This is a genomic window from Marinobacter sp. ST-43, from assembly GCF_030541085.1.
Classification (GTDB): domain Bacteria; phylum Pseudomonadota; class Gammaproteobacteria; order Pseudomonadales; family Oleiphilaceae; genus Marinobacter; species Marinobacter nauticus.
Genome location: NZ_JASSVO010000004.1, coordinates 242337 through 260176 on the forward strand (window position 1 = coordinate 242337; position 17840 = coordinate 260176).

At 59.9% G+C, this 17840-nt stretch carries 13 protein-coding genes; 6 read left to right on the forward strand and 7 right to left on the reverse strand.

Annotated elements, in window-relative coordinates:
- Positions 1 to 115: 115 nt before the first annotated feature.
- Together QPL98_RS08690 and QPL98_RS08695 are read left to right on the forward strand one after the other, a co-directional pair.
- The gene (locus tag QPL98_RS08690) at positions 116 to 1186 is read left to right on the forward strand and encodes a DUF2156 domain-containing protein (RefSeq protein ID WP_303293090.1); all 1071 of its coding nucleotides are present in this window, start codon (positions 116 to 118) and stop codon (positions 1184 to 1186) included.
- Positions 1183 to 3930, forward strand: coding sequence for a LuxR C-terminal-related transcriptional regulator (locus tag QPL98_RS08695; protein ID WP_303293091.1), 2748 nt, complete (start codon positions 1183 to 1185; stop codon positions 3928 to 3930). Before QPL98_RS08690 ends, QPL98_RS08695 begins: the two co-directional genes overlap by 4 nt.
- 13 nt (positions 3931 to 3943) lie before the next feature.
- Here QPL98_RS08695 and QPL98_RS08700 read toward each other — a convergent pair whose 3' ends face one another.
- On the reverse strand, positions 3944 to 4837 hold the full coding sequence (locus QPL98_RS08700) for a metal-dependent hydrolase (protein ID WP_011783744.1): 894 nt from the start codon (positions 4835 to 4837) through the stop codon (positions 3944 to 3946).
- Positions 4838 to 5056: 219 nt separating this feature from the next.
- Here QPL98_RS08700 and QPL98_RS08705 point away from each other — a divergent pair, with 219 nt between their 5' ends.
- Both QPL98_RS08705 and QPL98_RS08710 read left to right on the forward strand, forming a co-directional pair.
- On the forward strand, positions 5057 to 6163 hold the full coding sequence (locus QPL98_RS08705) for an AraC family transcriptional regulator (protein ID WP_011783745.1): 1107 nt from the start codon (positions 5057 to 5059) through the stop codon (positions 6161 to 6163).
- Between the two features lie 107 nt (positions 6164 to 6270).
- Positions 6271 to 6678 (forward strand): TM2 domain-containing protein, encoded by a 408-nt coding sequence (locus QPL98_RS08710; RefSeq protein ID WP_011783746.1) that lies wholly within the window; start codon positions 6271 to 6273, stop codon positions 6676 to 6678.
- Here the strand turns inward: QPL98_RS08710 and QPL98_RS08715 are convergent, their stop codons facing one another.
- Together QPL98_RS08715 and QPL98_RS08720 are read right to left on the reverse strand one after the other, a co-directional pair.
- Entirely contained in the window at positions 6679 to 8046 is a 1368-nt protein-coding gene (locus tag QPL98_RS08715) for a wax ester/triacylglycerol synthase family O-acyltransferase (protein ID WP_011783747.1), read from the reverse strand. It abuts the gene before it with no gap.
- Between the two features lie 101 nt (positions 8047 to 8147).
- The gene (locus tag QPL98_RS08720) at positions 8148 to 10025 is read right to left on the reverse strand and encodes an MFS transporter (RefSeq protein WP_303293092.1); all 1878 of its coding nucleotides are present in this window, start codon (positions 10023 to 10025) and stop codon (positions 8148 to 8150) included.
- A gap of 136 nt (positions 10026 to 10161) precedes the next feature.
- Here QPL98_RS08720 and QPL98_RS08725 point away from each other — a divergent pair, with 136 nt between their 5' ends.
- On the forward strand, positions 10162 to 10827 hold the full coding sequence (locus tag QPL98_RS08725; RefSeq protein WP_199452023.1) for a nitroreductase: 666 nt from the start codon (positions 10162 to 10164) through the stop codon (positions 10825 to 10827).
- 19 nt (positions 10828 to 10846) lie between these two features.
- On the opposite strand, the gene nirD is transcribed toward QPL98_RS08725, so the two are convergent.
- The 3 genes from nirD to QPL98_RS08740 form a co-directional block, all read right to left on the reverse strand.
- A complete protein-coding gene (gene nirD, locus QPL98_RS08730) occupies positions 10847 to 11215 on the reverse strand; it encodes a nitrite reductase small subunit NirD (protein ID WP_222447481.1) in 369 nt (122 codons plus the stop codon).
- Between the two features lie 170 nt (positions 11216 to 11385).
- Positions 11386 to 13899 (reverse strand): nitrite reductase large subunit NirB, encoded by a 2514-nt coding sequence (gene nirB / locus QPL98_RS08735; protein WP_303293108.1) that lies wholly within the window; start codon positions 13897 to 13899, stop codon positions 11386 to 11388.
- Positions 13900 to 13926: 27 nt separating this feature from the next.
- Positions 13927 to 15156 carry an NAD(P)/FAD-dependent oxidoreductase gene (locus QPL98_RS08740; RefSeq protein ID WP_303293093.1) on the reverse strand — a complete coding sequence of 410 codons (1230 nt, stop codon included), beginning with the start codon at positions 15154 to 15156 and terminating at the stop codon, positions 13927 to 13929.
- Between the two features lie 346 nt (positions 15157 to 15502).
- On the opposite strand from QPL98_RS08740, the gene QPL98_RS08745 reads away from it, so the two are divergent.
- Positions 15503 to 16801, forward strand: a complete 1299-nt coding sequence (locus tag QPL98_RS08745) for a nitrate regulatory protein (protein WP_113879598.1) — start codon at positions 15503 to 15505, stop codon at positions 16799 to 16801.
- A gap of 44 nt (positions 16802 to 16845) precedes the next feature.
- Here the strand turns inward: QPL98_RS08745 and QPL98_RS08750 are convergent, their stop codons facing one another.
- A complete protein-coding gene (locus tag QPL98_RS08750) occupies positions 16846 to 17706 on the reverse strand; it encodes an ABC transporter ATP-binding protein (RefSeq protein ID WP_113879597.1) in 861 nt (286 codons plus the stop codon).
- Positions 17707 to 17840: the final 134 nt, after the last annotated feature.

Sequence of the window (17840 nt, forward strand, 5' to 3'; positions counted from 1 at the left end):
TTCCGGTGGGGCGCCAGGCACTCAACCCTTTGACCGATGGCCGGCCGAGGCACGGCCTTTAGCATTTTGTTCTGAACACAGGAAAGCGGTATCAGAACAACAAAGGGAATGACCCATGCCTGCCTCTCATCTGTCTGCGGCGGTGGCCCCGGCTGCCGATGACCGGAATATCAACTCGAGTGTGCCGGACCCCGGGCGTTGCCATGAACGCACCGCCGAGCACCTGATCCGTCTGCACGGGAGCCAGTCCAGCAGCTATTTTGCCTTGCAGCCGGATTGCCGGCACTTTCTCAGCCCCGGTCTCGGGCTGGTACCGTATGTTCCGGTAAAGGTGTTGGGGCAGCGGGTAAACGTGGTGCCCACAAGACCCCTGGCGGGTGCACAGAGTATGGGCCGGCTACTGCAGGCGTTCGAGCAGAGTGTGCCCGGCCCCTCACTGTATGTGGGCGTCGATCAGTCGCTGCTGGAGCCGTTGGGCGAGCTTGGTTACGATGCCACGGTGATGGGTACGGAGTTCTCGGTTGATCTGACCAGGTTCTCGCTTCGTGGCAAGGCGATGAAGCAGCTGCGCCATGCCCGCAATCTGGACAGGCGGTGCCGAATCGAGGTGCGGGAGCAAGGTGGAGATGAGGTGAACTGGCACAAGGTGGCGGGCATCTCGGAGCGCTGGCGCCTGGGCAAGGCGGTCAAGGAACGGGAATTGGGTTTGCTCACGCGGCCACCGGTGTTTGCAGATGAATGGGGAGTGCGCAAGTTCTACGCCTATGTGGAGGGCGAGCTGGCCGGATACGTGTTCTTTGATCCTTGGTACCGTCACCATGAACTGGCGGGCTATTGCGCCAATATTCTGCGGGCGTCGCCGGAAATGAACCGGCTCGGCGTTCTCGACCACATTATTCTGCAGGCGGCCAGTCAGTTTCGTGAGGAAGGCGTGCCTGAGCTGTCGCTGGGCATTGCGCCCCTGCACGGCGTCCGCCACTGCCCGGGTGACCGGCCTGGCCTGCGACGCCTTCAGAATATCCTGTACCGCTATGGGAATCGCCTTTACGCCTTCCAACCTCTGGCGTACCACAAATCACGCTACCGTGGCCGGGAAACTCCCTGGTTTGTCTGTGCCCGGGAACTGGGCAGTACCCGACTGGTTGCCACGCTGATGAAGGGCACGGGTCTGCTCGCACTGCCATGACCCGGATTTCTGAACAGGCCTCCCAGTTTGGAGTGCCGGGGCTGGTTGATAACACCGGCACTGACTATGCTGAAGCTCATTTGCCAACGGTAGTGAGCTCCATGGTTGCCGAAACCAAATTAACCCGCCCCGGGCTGCCTTCAGGCTTGTTGCTTGAGCCCTCACGGTTGCAGGCGCTTGATTGTATTGAACAGGTGCCGTTTGTGCTGGTGTCGGCACCGGCCGGTTTTGGTAAAACCACATTGGTCAGTCAGTGGCTGGAACAGGAAAAACCGGTGCATGCCTGGTTGACGCTGGACCAAAGGGACAACGCGCCGGCCCTGTTCTGGAATGCCGTGGCCAGCGCACTGGCGCGGGTGAACCCACGCTTTGCCATTCGCGAGAGTACCTTGTTGGCCGCGCTGGAACCGGGTGCCGCTGTTGACCCGGTGACCATGCTGATCAACCGCCTGGCGGATTATTCCCGAACCTGGCAGGCACCCAGCCGCCTGGTTCTGGTGCTGGATGATTTTCACCTGCTTGACCAGCAAGTACTACTGGAGCAGATCCGGCGCTTTATCGACTTTGCTCCGGGGTTTTTGCGCATTGTCTGTATCTCGAGGCTCGACCCACCCATTCGCACCGCGCAGTTGCTGGCCCGGCAACAGATGGTCCGGCTGGGGCCGGAGGTGCTCCGTTTTGATCTGGCGTTGACTCGAAAATTCGTCCAGGCCCGCCGGACTGATCTCTCCGAAGAACAGATGTTGCAGTTGCATCAGCGCACCGGCGGCTGGCCAGCGGCGTTGCAGCTCTCGGCGTTGTCGGAAAACCCGTTAAGCCATGTACCCGGGCCTGGTCAGAGAGCCCTGAGTGACTATCTGCTGGAGGAAGTGTTCGCTGGCCTTGAGTCCGGGCTACAGGGATTTCTCCAGGATATGAGCCTGCTCCCTCTTTTCTCACAAGAGGTTGCTGATGAAGCCCGGAATGATAGCGATGCAGCGGACTGGATCGCAGTCATGCGCGAACGCAATCTGCTGTTCCAGAGTTACGGAGAGGGTCACTACTGGTATCGCCTGCATGATCTGCTGATCGACTGGCTTCAGGCGCAGGATCGGGAGCCTGAAGGGGAAAGCTCCATACGAATCAGGGCGGCCGAGGCATTCCGCCAGCGGGGCCTGATTGTGGAGGCCCTTGAGCTTTTTCTGGCCGAAGGCTGCTATGACCAGGCGGAAGCCCTGGTACCGTTGCTGTTGCAGGCGGAGGACCTGAGCGGCTACCGGTCACTGCCTTCGCGCTTCCCGGACAGTGTTCGGATGTGTTCTCCCGCGCTGCTTCTGCTGCAGGCGCTGTTTGCCTTCATGGATGGTCAGTACGGAGTAGTGCTTGAGCATCTGGCCGCGGCCGACCGGCTTCTGCAGTCGACAGACCCGTCATCGGACACCGAGGCTCTGCAGTTTGTCTCCATGTTGTTGGGCTGGCCCTCGGCACGGTTTGCCGGCCACCGTGCAGAGGCCGAGCAGTCCCTGACTCAGATACAGGCCCGGTTGGCCAGCGCTCCAGCCGGCCTGCAACACTGGGGGCTGTATACCCTCGGTACTGAAGCCTTTATGGAGGCACGATTGGGGCCGGCGCGCACCTTGTTGACCGATGCGCTGGCAGGGGCCCTGAAGAGTGGCGATAACCCCTGTGCCCTGCGCTGTCTGGTCATGCTGGTTCCGGTTCTGGTGCAGGGCGGTCGCATTGGCGATGCCCGCCGCTGCTATGAACAGACCCGGTTGAAGCTTGTCAACGGGCCCGTGAGTAAGGAGCAGGTTTGCCTTCTGGCCTATCTGGAGGGCTTGTTGGCGCTGGAGCATCACGATCTCGAACACGCGGCAAAACGGCTGGGCGAGGCCGTTCAGATCGCCGACCAGTATCTGACGCCGCTGGATCAGCTTTACCTGGCGTTTGAGCGGTTTCGTCTGGGCATGGTTTTGCGAGACTCCGAGCTCTGGCAGCAAGAGCTCGGCCGGATTAAGCAGTTGCACCAGGTCATGGGGCAGTCGCACTGGCACCATAACATTCCACGCCCAGAGGTACTGGAGGCGTTGGCGCGATTGACGGAGGGTAACGCTTTCCCTTTGATTCTATGGGTCCAGAGCGATCCGGAACCGGTTGTAGGTAACCGCTTTTGTACCCTGAACGAAACCTTGTTGAAACTGATCGGTCAGTTGCTGGCGGCCTCGCCGGTGGCCCGGGAACTGGCAGCCCTGCGATCAGAGGCGGAAGAGGCGGGTTTGCTTCAGCTGGTGTGTCGTCTTGATCTGGTCAGTCTGATGGTTCAGGCCTTCGGAGATCAGGATCCTGAGGCAGCGGTGAAAAAGCTAGATGCTCTGTTGGCGCTTTGGGTGCCCCGTGGTCTGGTGCGCCCCTTTGTGGATGCGGATCCCCGGCTGGATAGTCTGCTCGACGCCTGTATTACCCGTGGGTGGTCGGAGGTGGAAGCCAGCCGGATACTGGCTCTCCGGCAGGCCCGGATGGAGCCGGACGCCGAAACCTGCGCTCGCACCCCGGAAGTCGCTGGTCCTGATGAACCGCTAAGTGATCGGGAACAGGGGGTGCTGGATCTGCTGGCAGAGGGACTCAGTAACAAGGCCATCAGCAAACAGCTGGGGATCTCAGTGGCCACGGTAAAGTCGCATTTGAGCAATATTTACGGCAAGCTTCAGGCCGAGAACCGGATGCAAGCGGTTGCTCGCGCCCGGGAACTCGGCCTGATGTCATAGAGAGGGTGTCCGATTACTGCAGCGTGCGCCGATTGCCGTTCTTGTACTGGGGAGCGATGTAGTCCTGGATCTGTTCCTTGAAGCGACCGATCAGCTCACTGTTGTCCTTGTCCCAGGGATGGAAGCCGGGCTTGAAGTACTCCAGCCAGGTCGGGATCAGACTGGAGAAGGCGCCGTTTTTGCCCCACATGCGCCACATACCTTTGGCGGCGTCCTTAACGGAGAAGTGGCTGCGGTCCTTCAGGGCCATGCGGCCGGTATACCAGGTGCCGACAATACCCAGGGCGACGGTACTGAAGACCTGGTAAAATGCCCGCTCGGTGTAGGTACCGCCAGCCTGGAGGAAAACGTCATAAGCAACGGCCTTATGCTCGGTTTCCTCAATGGCGTGCCACACCCACAGCGGGCGCATGGATTCGTGCATGTCTTCGCGGATATCGTCACGCTCCAGCAGCATGTCGGCCATCATGGCGGTGATGTGCTCCAGGGCGCAGGTAATGGCCAGCTGGTGGCGTTTGGGCAGCTTCCGCGCCACATCCAGAATCACTTTCAGATCCCGCTCCATCTCTTCCACCGGCATGCCCTGGTCGCGGACATGCTGGTTCATGGCGATGTGCTCGAGCGAGTGCATGGCTTCCTGGCCGATGAAACCGCGCACGTCCTCTTTCAGCTTCTTGTCCTGGATCTGGTCTCGAAACGCCCGGACCGAGTCCACAAAAAACTGCTCACCCTCGGGAAACAAAACAGACAGGGCGTTCATGGTATGACTGATCAGATAGTTGTTATCCACCCAGTATCTGGGGACTTGTTCGCCAAACTCGAAACCCATGCGCTGGGGTTTGATGGAGACATTGTCCGGGGTATGGGAGGCCTTGCCCGGTTTGTTCGTTTGTGTGGTGGTCAGCATGGTTCTACTCCTTTGCGACGGAACGCTTTGGCTGATGTCATGAAGCCAGTGTGGCGGAGTCAATCCGGATACTGAATGCGCGAAGGGGACGGGCATCGTCCACAATGGGACAGGGGATTGGCCCGGGCGACAGCGGAGTCGGGGCAGCGGGCCCCACTGTGGCGGCAATCCGGTTCTGATAGAGTCAGAAACACGATAAATATCAATCAGGGACACACTATGGCAGGTACCGGTGCAGACAACGAGCGGCAAATGTTGGGGTTGTTCCTGGTGCCCGGGGTGTACCTGCGGGTACTGGCTGAAACCGTTCGTCAACTGGGTTACAACGACCGCCAGCTTTATCAGGGCCTGGATTTCACACATGAGGACCTGAAAGCCAACGACAGTCGGGTTTTCGTCACTGACGCCACTCTGATGGCGCAGCGCGCGCTCGAGGTGGCGGGCAAAGATGGCCTGAGCTTTATACTGGCGAGAGAGTTGCGGCTGACCATCCATGGCACCCTGGGCTTCGCCGCGCTCACCAGCCCGACCTTTGAGGGTGCGTTGGACTCTGTCCGTCGTTATCTTCAGCTGCGGGCGCCCTTTCTGAGCATGAAACAGTCCATAGCCGGTGACAAGGTGCTGGTTCAGCTGTGCGCGGAGTTTGCGTTGCCGCCTATCTCCGAGTTTCTGGCCGAGACGGTCAGCGCCACGTTGATTCTGCTCACTGAACAACTACTCGACCGGAGCGATGCCGAGGCCCGGGGTTTTGCCCTGGAAGAGGGTAAATTACCGGGCGTGTCGGTACACCTGCGGGGCCCTGAGCCAGCCTATTACCGGCGGTTTGCCGCCCAGTTGCCGGTCCGTTTCGAGTTTGGCCAGCCCGAGGAAATGCTGATTTTCCCCCGCAAGCTGCTGGACGTGCGCATGCGCCTGGCGGATGCTGAAGCCTCCCGGATGGCTCGGGACCAGTGTGAATTCGAGTTGCAGAAGGCGCTCAAGGAGCAGGGCGACATCGTGCTGGCGATTCGCAACATGCTGCGGATGACCCCAGGCCCCTTGCCCTCCCTGGAGGCCATGGCCGAGCGCTTCTGCGTGTCTTCCCGCACCCTGAAGCGGCGGTTGGCGGACCGGGACACTAGTTATCGGGAGATTGTCGAGGCCGTGCTGAAAGATCGGGCCATCCAGTTGCTGCGCTACACCAATCAGTCAGTCAGTGAGATTGCCTATGAACTGGGCTATGCCGATCTGTCCAATTTCAGCCGTGCTTTCCGCAAGTGGACGGGTAAATCCGCCAGTGAGTTTCGCGAGGACGGGCCGGACCCGGCACCGGATCTGGGGCCCTGAGTGCCGTTTGTGATTCCAGCGTTCGCCCCCATATTGATCTGATCAGGCGTCCGTTTTGCGTCTGTGGTGACACACCAAATCCAACTGTGAACAGGAAGAACGCCGCAATGATCGAAAGACCCGACACCCACAGCAAGCTGATCGGCTACCTGCTCTGGATATTCGGATTCCTGGGTTCGCACCGTTTCTATTACGGCAAGCCGGTGACCGGCACCATCTGGTTCTTTACTCTGGGACTGCTGTTTATCGGCTGGATTATTGACCTGTTCCTGATTCCGGCCATGGACAAGGAAGCTGATTACCGGTTCCAGGATGGCCAGATCAGCTACAACATCAGCTGGATACTGCTGACCTTCCTGGGGGTCTTCGGGGTGCACCGGATGTATATGGGCAAATGGCTCACCGGCATCCTGTACCTGCTCACCGGCGGCCTGTTTTTCATCGGTGTGCTGTACGATTTCTGGACCCTGAACAGCCAGATTTCCGAGCGTAACCGGGCCGATCAGCTGGCCTGATTACAGACCGGCGTTGAGCTCCAGCTCTGCCAGACCCTGTTCCAGGTAGTCCAGCATCCGTTGCAGGCTGGGCAGGGTCCGGCGACAGCCAATCAGGCCGAACTCCACCTGGTCGTTATAGCTGGTCAGTGTCATGTTCAGGGCCAGTCTGTCCATATCGATAGACACCGGATACATGCCTTCCAGTTTCGCCCCGTTCCAGTACAGGGGCCTGGATGGCCCGGGGACATTGGAAATCACCACATTGAAGGTCTGCCACTTGGGCGCCAGCCCGGTCAGCAGGTGGAAGGCGGCCGGCGCCAGGGTCAGGGCCGTGTAGTTGACGATTTCCTCCGGGCTCATATGCCGGTAGCGCTGCTTGGCCTCTTCCATGCCGTGGTGAATTTTTAACAGTCGTTCGCCGGCCTCCTGCACATCGGTGTGAAGGCTTGCCAGGATGACGCCTACCTGGTTGCCACCGGAGCTGTCGTCCCGGCGTAGCGACACCGGCACAAAGGCCACCAGTGGTTTCTCCGGCAAGGCATCCTGATTCATCAGATAGGTACGCAGAGCCGCTGCGCACATGGCAGTTACGACATCGTTGACCGTGGTGCCGTAGGCCTCGCACACGGCGCGAATCCGTTTCAGGCACCAGGACTGAGCGGCGAAACGACGGGAACCGGTGATTTTCTGGTTCAGCATGCAGCGCGGGGCATGGAAAATGGAGTCGTAGGCCGGATCCTTCCGGGCCTGATTGATGGTTTTCAGTAACTCCTTTGCCACGGTGGGAATGGTGCCGAGCTGGCGGCCCGAAAGCCCCAGCAAATGGGTGACACTGCGCCAGAGGGAGTGTCCATCCGACTCGCCCCTATCCCGTGACAGGCAAGGCAGATCCCAGATTGGCGGCATGCCGTGTTCGTCCGGGTTTTCACTCAGCATCCGGGTGGCCATGCGCATGGCCGAGACACCGTCCACCAGGGAATGGTGAACCTTGGTGTAGAGCGCGAACTGCCTGTCTTTCAGGCCCTCGATCAGGTGCACCTCCCACATGGGGCGCTCCCGGTCCATCAGGTGCGAATGCTCCGCCGATACGAACGACAGCAGCTCCCGAATACGCCCGGGTGTGGGCAGCGCCTCGAAGCGGAAATGATGCTCAAGGTCCAGGTGCTCATCCTCCACCCATACCGGCTGGCCCAGGCGATAGCTCAGGCGCTGGTTAAAGGGGGCGGTCACCTCCGTCTTCTGCCGAAGCTGATCTGCCAGTTGCGCGACATAGTCGTCCGGCGCGCCTTCGGGGAAGGAAAACAGCTGGAGGCCGCCCACATGCATGGGCTGCTGGCGTTTTTCCAGCCAGAGAAAGAGCTGGTCAGTGGGATTCAGGGGCGTCACGGGGCAATCCTTGTTCTTGGTTTATGCCCCGATACTACCCCACTCCGAGCGGGTAAAAATTGGCTTTGGTAACAGCACCACCAAAAAGCCCGGCGAAAAGACTATTGTGCATCTCCACGCAGCGCTTTGACCTTTTGTTCCAGACGCTCGGCACTGGCCTCGTGGGGCGAGACCGGGAGACCAGCCAGCAGATGAATCCGGGACCAGAACCGCCGTGGCCAATGGCTGAAGGCCGGCCCGCCACAATGGCTGAAAAAGCTGCCCCAGAGGCCGCGCAGTGCCATTGGCACCACCGGTACCGGTCGCCGGGCCAGAATCATGTCGACACCGGGCTTGAAGGTATCGACCTCGCCGTCTTTGGTGAGTTTGCCTTCCGGGAAAATACAGACCACATGGCCGGCTGCGAGTTCTTCATCAATGCGGTCGAAAGCGGCTTCGTAAATCTCCGGCACCTTTGATTTCGGACCAATGGGGATAGCCTTGGCCAGGCGGAAGAAACCGCCCATGACCGGTGTCGCGAAAATGTTGTGATCCATCACGAATCGGACGGGCCGCCTTACCGCGCCGGCGATCACCAGGGCATCCATGTAGGAGACGTGGTTGCACACCAGCAGCACGGGGCCCTGCTCGGGTATCCGGTCCAGGTTGTGGTGCGTGACCCGATAAATCGTGTGGGACAGGACCCAGATGACAAAGCGCAGGGCAAAGTCCGGTACCTGCTGGTACACGTAGGCCGCCACCATCAGGTTCATGATCGACAGCACCAGGAAGAATTCGGGAATGGTGAGCCCGAACAGGCCGAGCATGAGCATGCCCAGCAGCGCGCTGACCACCATAAACAGGGCGTTGAAAATATTCAGGGCGGCGATCACGCGGGCCCGGGTGGCCGGTGGTGTTTCCTGCTGGACATAAGCATACAGCGGCACGATAAACAGGCCGCCAAAGATACCGATGGCCAACAGGTCAATGGCGACCTGGCGATAATGGGGATCGGTTATGATCAGCCACCAGTCTGAGGGAATCGGCTGCTCCGGCATATTGAAGAACAGATCGATGCCGAAGAAGCTCAGGCCAATGGAGCCGATGGGTACGATCCCCAGTTCAATCTTGTGGCCGGACAGCCGCTCACAGGCAATGGAGCCGGCGGCGATGCCGATGGTGAAAATCGCCAGCAGCAAGGTGACGACCGTTTCGTCACCCATCAGGTGAGTCTTGGCGAAGTTCGGAAACTGGGTCAGATAGGCGGCACCCAGAAACCAGAACCAGGAAATCGCCATGATGCTCAGGAACACATTGTGATTGTCCCGGGCAATGGCCATCAGTTTCCAGGTTTCCTGCAGCGGCCGGAAACGAATACGCAGATCCGGCGCTGCCGCTTTGGCCCCGGGAATCCGCCAGGCGGCCACCAGGCCAATCACCGCCAGCACCGCAACGGCGATGGCAATCACGGGGCCGGGAGCCGCAGCTTTCATCATCACGCCGGCCATCAGGGTACCCACCAGGATGGCCACAAACGTGCCCATCTCTACCAGCGCGTTACCACCCACCAGCTCGGATTCTTTCAGGGCCTGGGGCAGGATCGCGTACTTCACCGGCCCGAAAAACGCGGATTGTACGCCGGTGAGAAACAGCAGAAGGAACAACACCTCGTACCAGCCAAACCAGAGACCGACCGCGGCAATGCCCATGATCACCACCTCGGCGAATTTGATCCAGCGGATAACCGTGGATTTCTCGTACCGGTCCGCCACCTGGCCGGCGATGGCGGAGAACAGGAAAAACGGCAGGATAAACAGCATCGCGGCGAGATTGACCACCACATCCGACGACAGGCCAAACAGGCCCCCGGCGCTGTAGGTCACCAGCAGCAACAAGGCATTCTTGAACAGGTTGTCGTTGAAGGCACCGGCAAACTGGGTGACAAAGAATGGCAGGAACCGTCGCTCGGATAGCAGGCGAAACTGACTGTGATCTTCCATAACCTGAGGCTCTCCCTATGGGGTTCGCCGCAGACTATACGGCGCCCGGGAGGTGGTCAAGCGCGGCTGTTGTGCGCATACTGGATGCCGGATAGTGTTCCCAACTTAATGTTCTGGATGATGTGGAGTCTTGCCTATGGATGTTCAGCAGGCTGTTGTGTCACGCCGCTCGGTGCGGGACTTTCTGGATACCCCGGTGCCTGAAGCCACGCTTCGAACGGTAATCGAAACGGCGACCCGGTCGCCATCCGGAGGCAACCTGCAACCCTGGCATCTGCACGTTGTCACCGGCGATGCTCTGGCCCGACTCAAAGCCTTGATGCAGGAGAAGGTCAGCAAAGGTTTCAACGAAGTGCCGGAATACGAAATCTACCCACCAAAACTGCAATCGCCCTACCGCGACCGCCGGTTCGAAATCGGCGAACTCATGTACCGCCGGCTCGACATCCCCAGGGAAGACAAAGCCGCCCGCTTCGAATGGTTCAAACGCAACTTCGAATTCTTCGGCGCTCCGGTTGGCCTGTTCTGTACCGTCGATGACAACATGGGCCCGCCCCAGTGGTCCGATCTGGGCATGATCCTGCAAACCATCATGCTGTTGCTGCGCGCCGAAGGCCTCGACAGCTGCGCCCAGGAATCCTGGTCGGTGTACCCGAAAACCATCAGCGAATTCCTGGGCTTGCCTGAACACCGCAAAGTCTTCGCCGGCATGGCCATCGGCTACGCCAACCCCGACAGCCCGGTGAACCAGCTCACCAGCCCAAGGGCGCCGCTGGAAGAAAACGTCGAATTCATCAGCTGACGTAAGCGTCTCTCAGATCTCAGGCGGCCACCGACGCCGCCTGAGCCACCGGCACTTCCAGCCGGATCCGGTTGCCGTCCAGCAACACCGGATAGACCTTCACCTGTACGCTCTCGTCTTCCAGACATTGCCCGCTGCGCAGGCTGAAATGCTGCTTGTACAACGGCGACGCCACCACCGGCTCGCCATTAATGTCCCCGGTAATCCCCCGGGCCAGCACGTTCGAGCCACTGAACGGATCGGTATGGCTGATGGCAAACAACGCCGGCAGGCGGTGCGGCAGATAAAACACCGCCACCGGCCCGTCCTCCGTCCAAACCGCAATGCCGGAGTCAGCCACCAGATCGTCTACCGTACAAACCGCTTCCCAACAAGTCCGAGCTTTCATAAAACGTTCTCCTCAATCCCAATGTCTTTAACTTGCCTATCTCACTCAAGTCTGTGAGCGCGGGGGCCGGGGTAATTTTCTGGCAGGAAAAAAGATGTCTGAGCAAAGCGAGTTATTTTTTCCAGAAGAAAATTACCCCGGCCCCCGTGCTCCGCCCCAAAACCAGAAGGCTACGAAGAAACCGCCTCCAGTTCCGGCCTACGCTGCCCCCGCTCCGAAGTCCAACGCTGCACCGGATCCTTCTGTTCCGGCGCATTCACAAACTCCCGGAACCGCTTACGCTTCTGAGGATCCTCCACGGCGGTCTTCCACTCGCACTGATAGGTCTCCACCAGATCCGCCATATGCTGCTCCAGCTCCTCGCCAATGCCGAGGCTGTCCTCCAGCACCACCTGCTTCAGATACTCCAGCCCACCTTCCAGATTCTCCATCCAGACCGACGTCCGCTGCAGCCGGTCCGCCGTGCGCACGTAGAACATCACCACCCGATCAATCGTGCGGATCAGCTCCTCATCCGACAGATCGGTGGCAAACAAATCCGCATGCCGCGGCCGCATCCCGCCATTGCCACACACATACAGGTTCCAGCCCTTCTCCGTGGCAATAACCCCGAAGTCCTTGCTCTGGGCCTCCGCGCATTCCCGGGTGCAGCCGGACACTGCCATCTTCACCTTGTGGGGCGCACGCAGGCCCTTGTAGCGATTCTCCAGCGTGATCGCCATGCCCACGCTGTCCTGCACGCCGTAGCGGCACCAGGTGCTGCCGACGCAGGACTTCACCGTACGCAGCGACTTGCCATAGGCGTGCCCGGTCTCAAAACCGGCGGCGATCAGCTTCTCCCAGATCTCCGGCAGCTCGCTCAGGGTGGCGCCGAACAGATCCACACGCTGGCCGCCGGTGATCTTGGTGTACAGGTTGTACTCCCTGGCCACCTCGCCCAGCACAATCAGCTTGTCCGGGGTGATCTCACCGCCGGGAATGCGCGGTACGATGGAATAGGTGCCGTTCTTCTGCATGTTGGCCATGAAAGTGTCGTTGGTGTCCTGCAGGGGTACGTGGTCGGTGGCCAGAATGTGCTCGTTCCAGCAGGTGGCCAGAATGGAGCCCACCGTTGGTTTGCAGATGTCACAGCCCTGGCCCTTGCCGTATTGTTTGAGCAGGCCCCGGAAGGTGCGGATACCGTTCACCTTCACCAGATGGAACAGTTCCTGTCGGGTGTAGGGGAAGTGTTCGCAAAGGTCGGTACACACCTCCACGCCGCGCTTTTCCAGCTCGCTGTCCACCACCTTCTTCAGTAAAGCCGCACAGCCGCCGCAACCGGTACTGGCCCTGGTTTCAGCCTTGACGCCGCCCAGATCGGTGCAGCCGGCGTCAATGGCACCGCAGATATCGCCCTTGGTGACGTTGTGGCAGGAACAGATGGAGGCGCTGTCCGGCAGGGCGTCGGCCCCCAGGGCAGGCGCGCCTCCTTCGCTTTCCGGCAGAATCAGCGCCTCCGGGTTGGCTGGCAGCTCAATGCCATTGAGGGCGTACTGCAGCAGGGTATCGTAAGGGCCGTTGTCGCCTACCAGAATGGCGCCCAGCAGAGTCTTACCGTCCTGGCTCACCACCATGCGCCGGTAGTGGCCGGCCTGCTCATCGTGAAAACGGATATTGCGTGCACCCGGGGTCTGGCCGTGGGCATCGCCGATGGAGCCCACATCCACCCCCAGCAGCTTGAGCTTGGTGCTCATATCGGCACCGGTAAAGGCCGCACCGGTGTCTTTGTTCAAAGCGGCCGCCAGGGTGCGCGCCATGGTGTAACCCGGAGCCACCAGTCCGAAGATGCGATTGTTCCAGAGCGCGCATTCACCGATGGCGTGAATGTTCGGGTCTGAGGTGGTGCATTGATTGTTGACCACAATCCCGCCGCGTTCGCCCACCTCCAGGCCGCAGGCCCGGGCCAGGGTATCCTGAGGACGGATGCCGGCGGAGAACACAATCAGATCGGTTTCCAGATGGCTGTCGTCGGCGAAGTTCATCCTCAGCCGGGCGTCGCTGCCCGGCACAATGGCCGTGGTGGCTTTCTCGGTGTGTACCTGTACGCCCAGATCTTCAATTTTCTGGCGCAACAGGGCGCCGCCCTGATCGTCCAGCTGCACAGGCATCAGGCGCGGGGCAAATTCCACCACATGGGCCTGCAGGCCCAGGCTTTTCAGGGCGTTTGCCGCTTCCAGCCCCAGCAGACCGCCGCCCACCACGACACCGGTTTTCGCCGACTGGGCACTGGCCTGAATGGCATCCAGATCGTCCAGGGTTCGGTACACAAAGCAGCCATCCTGATCGTTGCCCTTAATGGGCGGTACGAACGGGTAGGAGCCGGTGGCCAGCACCAGTTGATCGTAGGTGTACTTGCCTTTCGGTGTCGTCAGCACGCGGGTGTTCCGGTCGATGGCGGTGACCGGCTCATTCAGGCGAAGATCGATGCCCTGTTCCGCGTACCAGTCTGCTGTACCCATGGCGAGGTCCGCGTGAGTGGAACCGGTGAAGTACTCCGACAGATGCACCCGGTCGTAGGCCAGCTGCTTCTCTTCACCGAACACGATCACCCGGTAGGTCTCGGCCTCCGGGGACTGGCTAAACTGTTCCAGGAAGTGATGGCCAACCATACCGTTGCCGATCACGATCAGGGTCTGTTTACTCATCATGCTGTCCTCTCTCTTGGCAGCCTATCAGGCTGCTGCGTCGCAATAGGTTTTGCCGAAAGCGATGGTGTCCCTGTAGCGGGAGACATCGGCTCCGGAGCGAATCAGTTCGCTGTACCAGGGCCCGTTGGCGGTATCTCCCAGCAGGATGGCGCCGGCCAGCCGGTTGCCATCCAGCAGCAGTTGGCCGTAGACCGCGTGGGTTCGGTCCTGCCATTCAACAATTTCGGTATGCTCGCCGGGGACTACCCGGCCACAGGAAAAAATGGGCAGATCGCTGATTTTCAGTCGGGTGGCCACTTCTCCAGGCTCAAATGCCCTGGCTCCCGGCACCTGGCAAAGAAGCTGTGCCAGGATTCGGGCCTGCTCGTAACCGGGTTCGACCAAGCCAAAGGTGTGCTCCTGAAACTGACAGCACTCACCCAGTGCGTAGATATGCGGGTTGGACGTCATCAGGTTCGGAGTAACTCGAATACCCCGGTCACAGTTGAGGCCGGCGTCAGCTGCCAATCCCTTGTTGGGTTCAATACCGGTAGCAATAACCACCAGGTCCGTGGCCAGTACCGTGCCGTCACTCAGTTCCACGGCGCGGACCTGATTCCGACCGAGCAGGGAGACCGGCGAGGTGCCGGTTCGGATACTCAGCCCCCGCTGCTGTAACTTCTGCTTCAGGATATCGCCAGCGATCGGGTTCAGCTGTCGGTTGAGCAGATGACCGCTGCGGTGCAGCACCGTAACGTCCATGCCCCGGGTCCTGAGCCCTTCGGCCGCCTCCAGACCGAGAAAGCCGCCGCCGATGACCACGGCGCGACGGTGTGACTTTGCCTGCCGGATCAGCGTGCGAGTGTCGGCCAGATTCCGGAAGTTCATCACGCCGTCAAGGTCTTCACCAGGAAGGCCAAGGCGGGAGGGCTGTGCTCCGGTGGCCAGCACCAGCGTGTGATAGGACTGGGTGCGGCCACAGGCGGTTGTTACCTGGCGCTGGCCCGGACTGATATGGGTGACAGGCTCATGCTGGTGCACCTCTATTCGGTGCTTGTGGAACCACTGCCAAGGTTTCAGTTCCAGATCGGTTTCCTGAATCTGATCGGCCAGCAATGACGACAACTGGATCCGGTTGTAGGCAGCGAAGGGCTCACCGTTAAACACCACAATGCGGCTGAACGGATGCCCCTGGGCTACCAGTTGCTCCAGCAGCCGCTGCGCGACCATGCCATGGCCGCAGATCACCAATGGGTTATCCTGTGTGTGTTCCATGGAACTGAGTGCCTCCAGCAACGAAAAAAGCCGGAGCATCATGCTCTCCGAAGAGAACAGATGGTCCGGCACCAATGCCAACAACAATGATCTGATGGTCCGGCCTGATTCCATGGCCGGGACAGTCGTCCTTGCCTAAGTGTTAGCGATCTCCGTGCCAACTTTTTCAGGCTTTATTATTCAATAGCTTAGGCGAGTCCGCTCAAAGAGGCCGGCTGGTGGGCATCAAAAGAGTGCCCCGGGATGGGGCGAAACGCACGATGATTGGGCCGGAATGACTGGCCTGTAAATTGCTGCAGTCCGGGTAGAAAGGAACCAACTGTGTACCGACACCAGGAGCTGCACCATGAACACCAAACGCCATCCCCGTATGACCGCGACAGCGACTGCTGCGGAATTTCTGATGGCCTCCCGCCAGTGTGAGATCCGTAATCTGGAGTACTTTCTGCAGATGGGGCGGTTGGTGCAGAGCGTGGGCAATCTGGTCCATGGCCTGCAACGGGAGCGAGGCGCCACCAATCTTTATCTGGGGTCCGGTTGCCAACGCTTTGCCCGGGAACGTACCGCCATGGTCAAGGAAAACGACCAGTTGGCCGCTACCTTCCGGCGGGCATTGGCAGACATTCAGGAGGATCTCACCACCCATCCGGTCAGCAGCCCACTGCTCGGGCACATCGCCAGCGCCCTGCACAGCCTCGACCAACTGCCCGGGTTGCGGCAGCGGGTGAATGACCAGGAGGCCAGTGTTTCGGAGGCCACGGAGTGGTTCTGCGACAGTATTCATCAACTGATTACGGTCGTTTTCGAAGCGGCAGAAACCGTGGCAGAGCCTTCGATTGCGGGACTGCTTGTGGCCATGGTGCATGTCATGAACGGAAAGGAATATTGTGGTCAGGAGCGGGCCGCAGGTTCCGCGGGGTTCTCCAGCGGACACTTCGATAACGCACTGTCACGGCGCATGATGCACCTGGTTGAAGCGCAGGAGCGGTGTTTTGAGGTGTTTGTCGGCTTCGCCAGTGAGGAGAGCCTGTCGCTCTGGCAAGCCCTGCGCGCTCACCCGCGGGAACTGGAAATTGAGCGGATGCGACAGATGGCCGTTTCGGTCGGGCCCTATAAGTCTCTGGATAAAGACATGGCCGACCGCTGGTTCAATCTGATGACAGAGCGCATGGACGATCTGAAGAAGATTGAGGATTCGGTTGAGAGCGCTTTCCACCATCGCTGTGTGGAGCGCTATACCGAAGCGCGTCACTCCCTGGCTCATCAGGAAACCCTGCTGGCCTCGCTGGAACAACGCCATGCCTCCACAACGCCTGTGCTGGTGGTCTGCGATAACGGTGTAGATGCCGGAACCGCCGACGCATGGGCCGGGGAAGGTGTCGGGCAGCAGGCAGGCCGATCCATCTTTGACCTGGTTCAGGAACAGACCCGCCGCCTGCGTCAGATGTCCGAAGAATTGCAGAGTGCCAAAGATGCCCTGGAAGACCGCCGTACCCAGGAAAAGGCCGTCTTGCTGTTGATGGAACACCGCAACATCAGCAACGATGAAGCGCACCGCCTGCTGCGTAAGCTGGCCATGGACCAGGGCAAGCGACTGCCCGAAGTCGCCCGGGCACTGGTATCCATGGCAGGGGTCTTAAGCTGATACTTGAACCAGGCCGGGACGGGGCGCCCCGCCCCGGCATAAAGTCAGGCCGAAGCTGAATGCCTGGCTGCCGGCGCCTCGGGTTTTGCACTGCTGCCGCGGCGACTGTTCAGTGACTCCAGCTTGCGCTGCTTCTCGTACAGGAACGACAACACCTCCTGCCGGTAATGCACATATTGGGCATCGTCCGCCAGGGCCACACGATTGCGAGGCCTTGGCAGATCAATGTGCAGATCCTCCCCCACCGTGGCGGCAGGGCCGTTGGTCATCATGATAATGCGGTCGGACAACAGCACCGCCTCGTCCACATCGTGGGTAATCATGATCACGGTATTGTTCAGCTCCTGCTGAATTTCCATCAGTGAATCCTGCAAATGGGCCCGTGTCAGGGCATCCAGCGCCCCGAACGGCTCATCCATCAGCAACACACTGGGTTTCATGGCCAGTGCCCGGGCGATACCCACCCGCTGCGCCATCCCCCCGGAAATCTCGCCAGGCCGCTTGTTGGCGGCGTGGGCCATATTCACCAGTTCCAGGTTATGGGTGATCCAGTCCTTGCGCTCCTGCCGGGTCATCGACTTGCGAAACACCTGCCGGACCGCCAGCTCCACGTTTTCATACACCGTTAACCAGGGCATCAGGGCATGATTCTGAAACACCACTGCCCGCTCGGGACCGGGGGAATTTACCTCATGCCCATCCAGCACACAGCCACCCCTGGAGGCCTGCAGTAACCCGGCAACAATGTTCAGCACCGTCGATTTTCCGCAGCCGGAATGGCCGATCAGCGAAACAAACTCCCCTTTCTGGATCTTCAGGTTCACATTGTCCAGGGCAATGAAAGGCCCTTTCGGCGTATCAAACGCCATTTCAACACCGGTTAGTTCTAAATGTGGTTTACTCATGGAATTCACCTCAAAAGCAAGCGGAGCGCCGGGTGGGTTACGCCTCCCGAAACCCTCAAAAACATGGATGTTTTTGCGGAGCGTACATGGGTAAAACCGAGCGCTTGTGGAGCAAAGCTCCACGCGACAGTTTT

Excerpts from the sequence above, each read along its gene's own strand:
- QPL98_RS08740 (WP_303293093.1), bottom strand. The coding sequence starts at position 15,156 with ATGGAACACACACAGGATAACCCATTGGTGATCTGCGGCCATGGCATG.
- nirD (WP_222447481.1), bottom strand. The coding sequence starts at position 11,215 with ATGAAAGCTCGGACTTGTTGGGAAGCGGTTTGTACGGTAGACGATCTG.
- QPL98_RS08690 (WP_303293090.1), top strand. The coding sequence starts at position 116 with ATGCCTGCCTCTCATCTGTCTGCGGCGGTGGCCCCGGCTGCCGATGAC.
- QPL98_RS08720 (WP_303293092.1), bottom strand. The coding sequence starts at position 10,025 with ATGGAAGATCACAGTCAGTTTCGCCTGCTATCCGAGCGACGGTTCCTG.
- QPL98_RS08710 (WP_011783746.1), top strand. The coding sequence starts at position 6,271 with ATGATCGAAAGACCCGACACCCACAGCAAGCTGATCGGCTACCTGCTC.
- QPL98_RS08745 (WP_113879598.1), top strand. The coding sequence starts at position 15,503 with ATGAACACCAAACGCCATCCCCGTATGACCGCGACAGCGACTGCTGCG.
- QPL98_RS08725 (WP_199452023.1), top strand. The coding sequence starts at position 10,162 with ATGGATGTTCAGCAGGCTGTTGTGTCACGCCGCTCGGTGCGGGACTTT.
- QPL98_RS08695 (WP_303293091.1), top strand. The coding sequence starts at position 1,183 with ATGACCCGGATTTCTGAACAGGCCTCCCAGTTTGGAGTGCCGGGGCTG.
- QPL98_RS08750 (WP_113879597.1), bottom strand. The coding sequence starts at position 17,706 with ATGAGTAAACCACATTTAGAACTAACCGGTGTTGAAATGGCGTTTGAT.
- nirB (WP_303293108.1), bottom strand. The coding sequence starts at position 13,899 with ATGAGTAAACAGACCCTGATCGTGATCGGCAACGGTATGGTTGGCCAT.
- QPL98_RS08705 (WP_011783745.1), top strand. The coding sequence starts at position 5,057 with ATGGCAGGTACCGGTGCAGACAACGAGCGGCAAATGTTGGGGTTGTTC.
- QPL98_RS08700 (WP_011783744.1), bottom strand. The coding sequence starts at position 4,837 with ATGCTGACCACCACACAAACGAACAAACCGGGCAAGGCCTCCCATACC.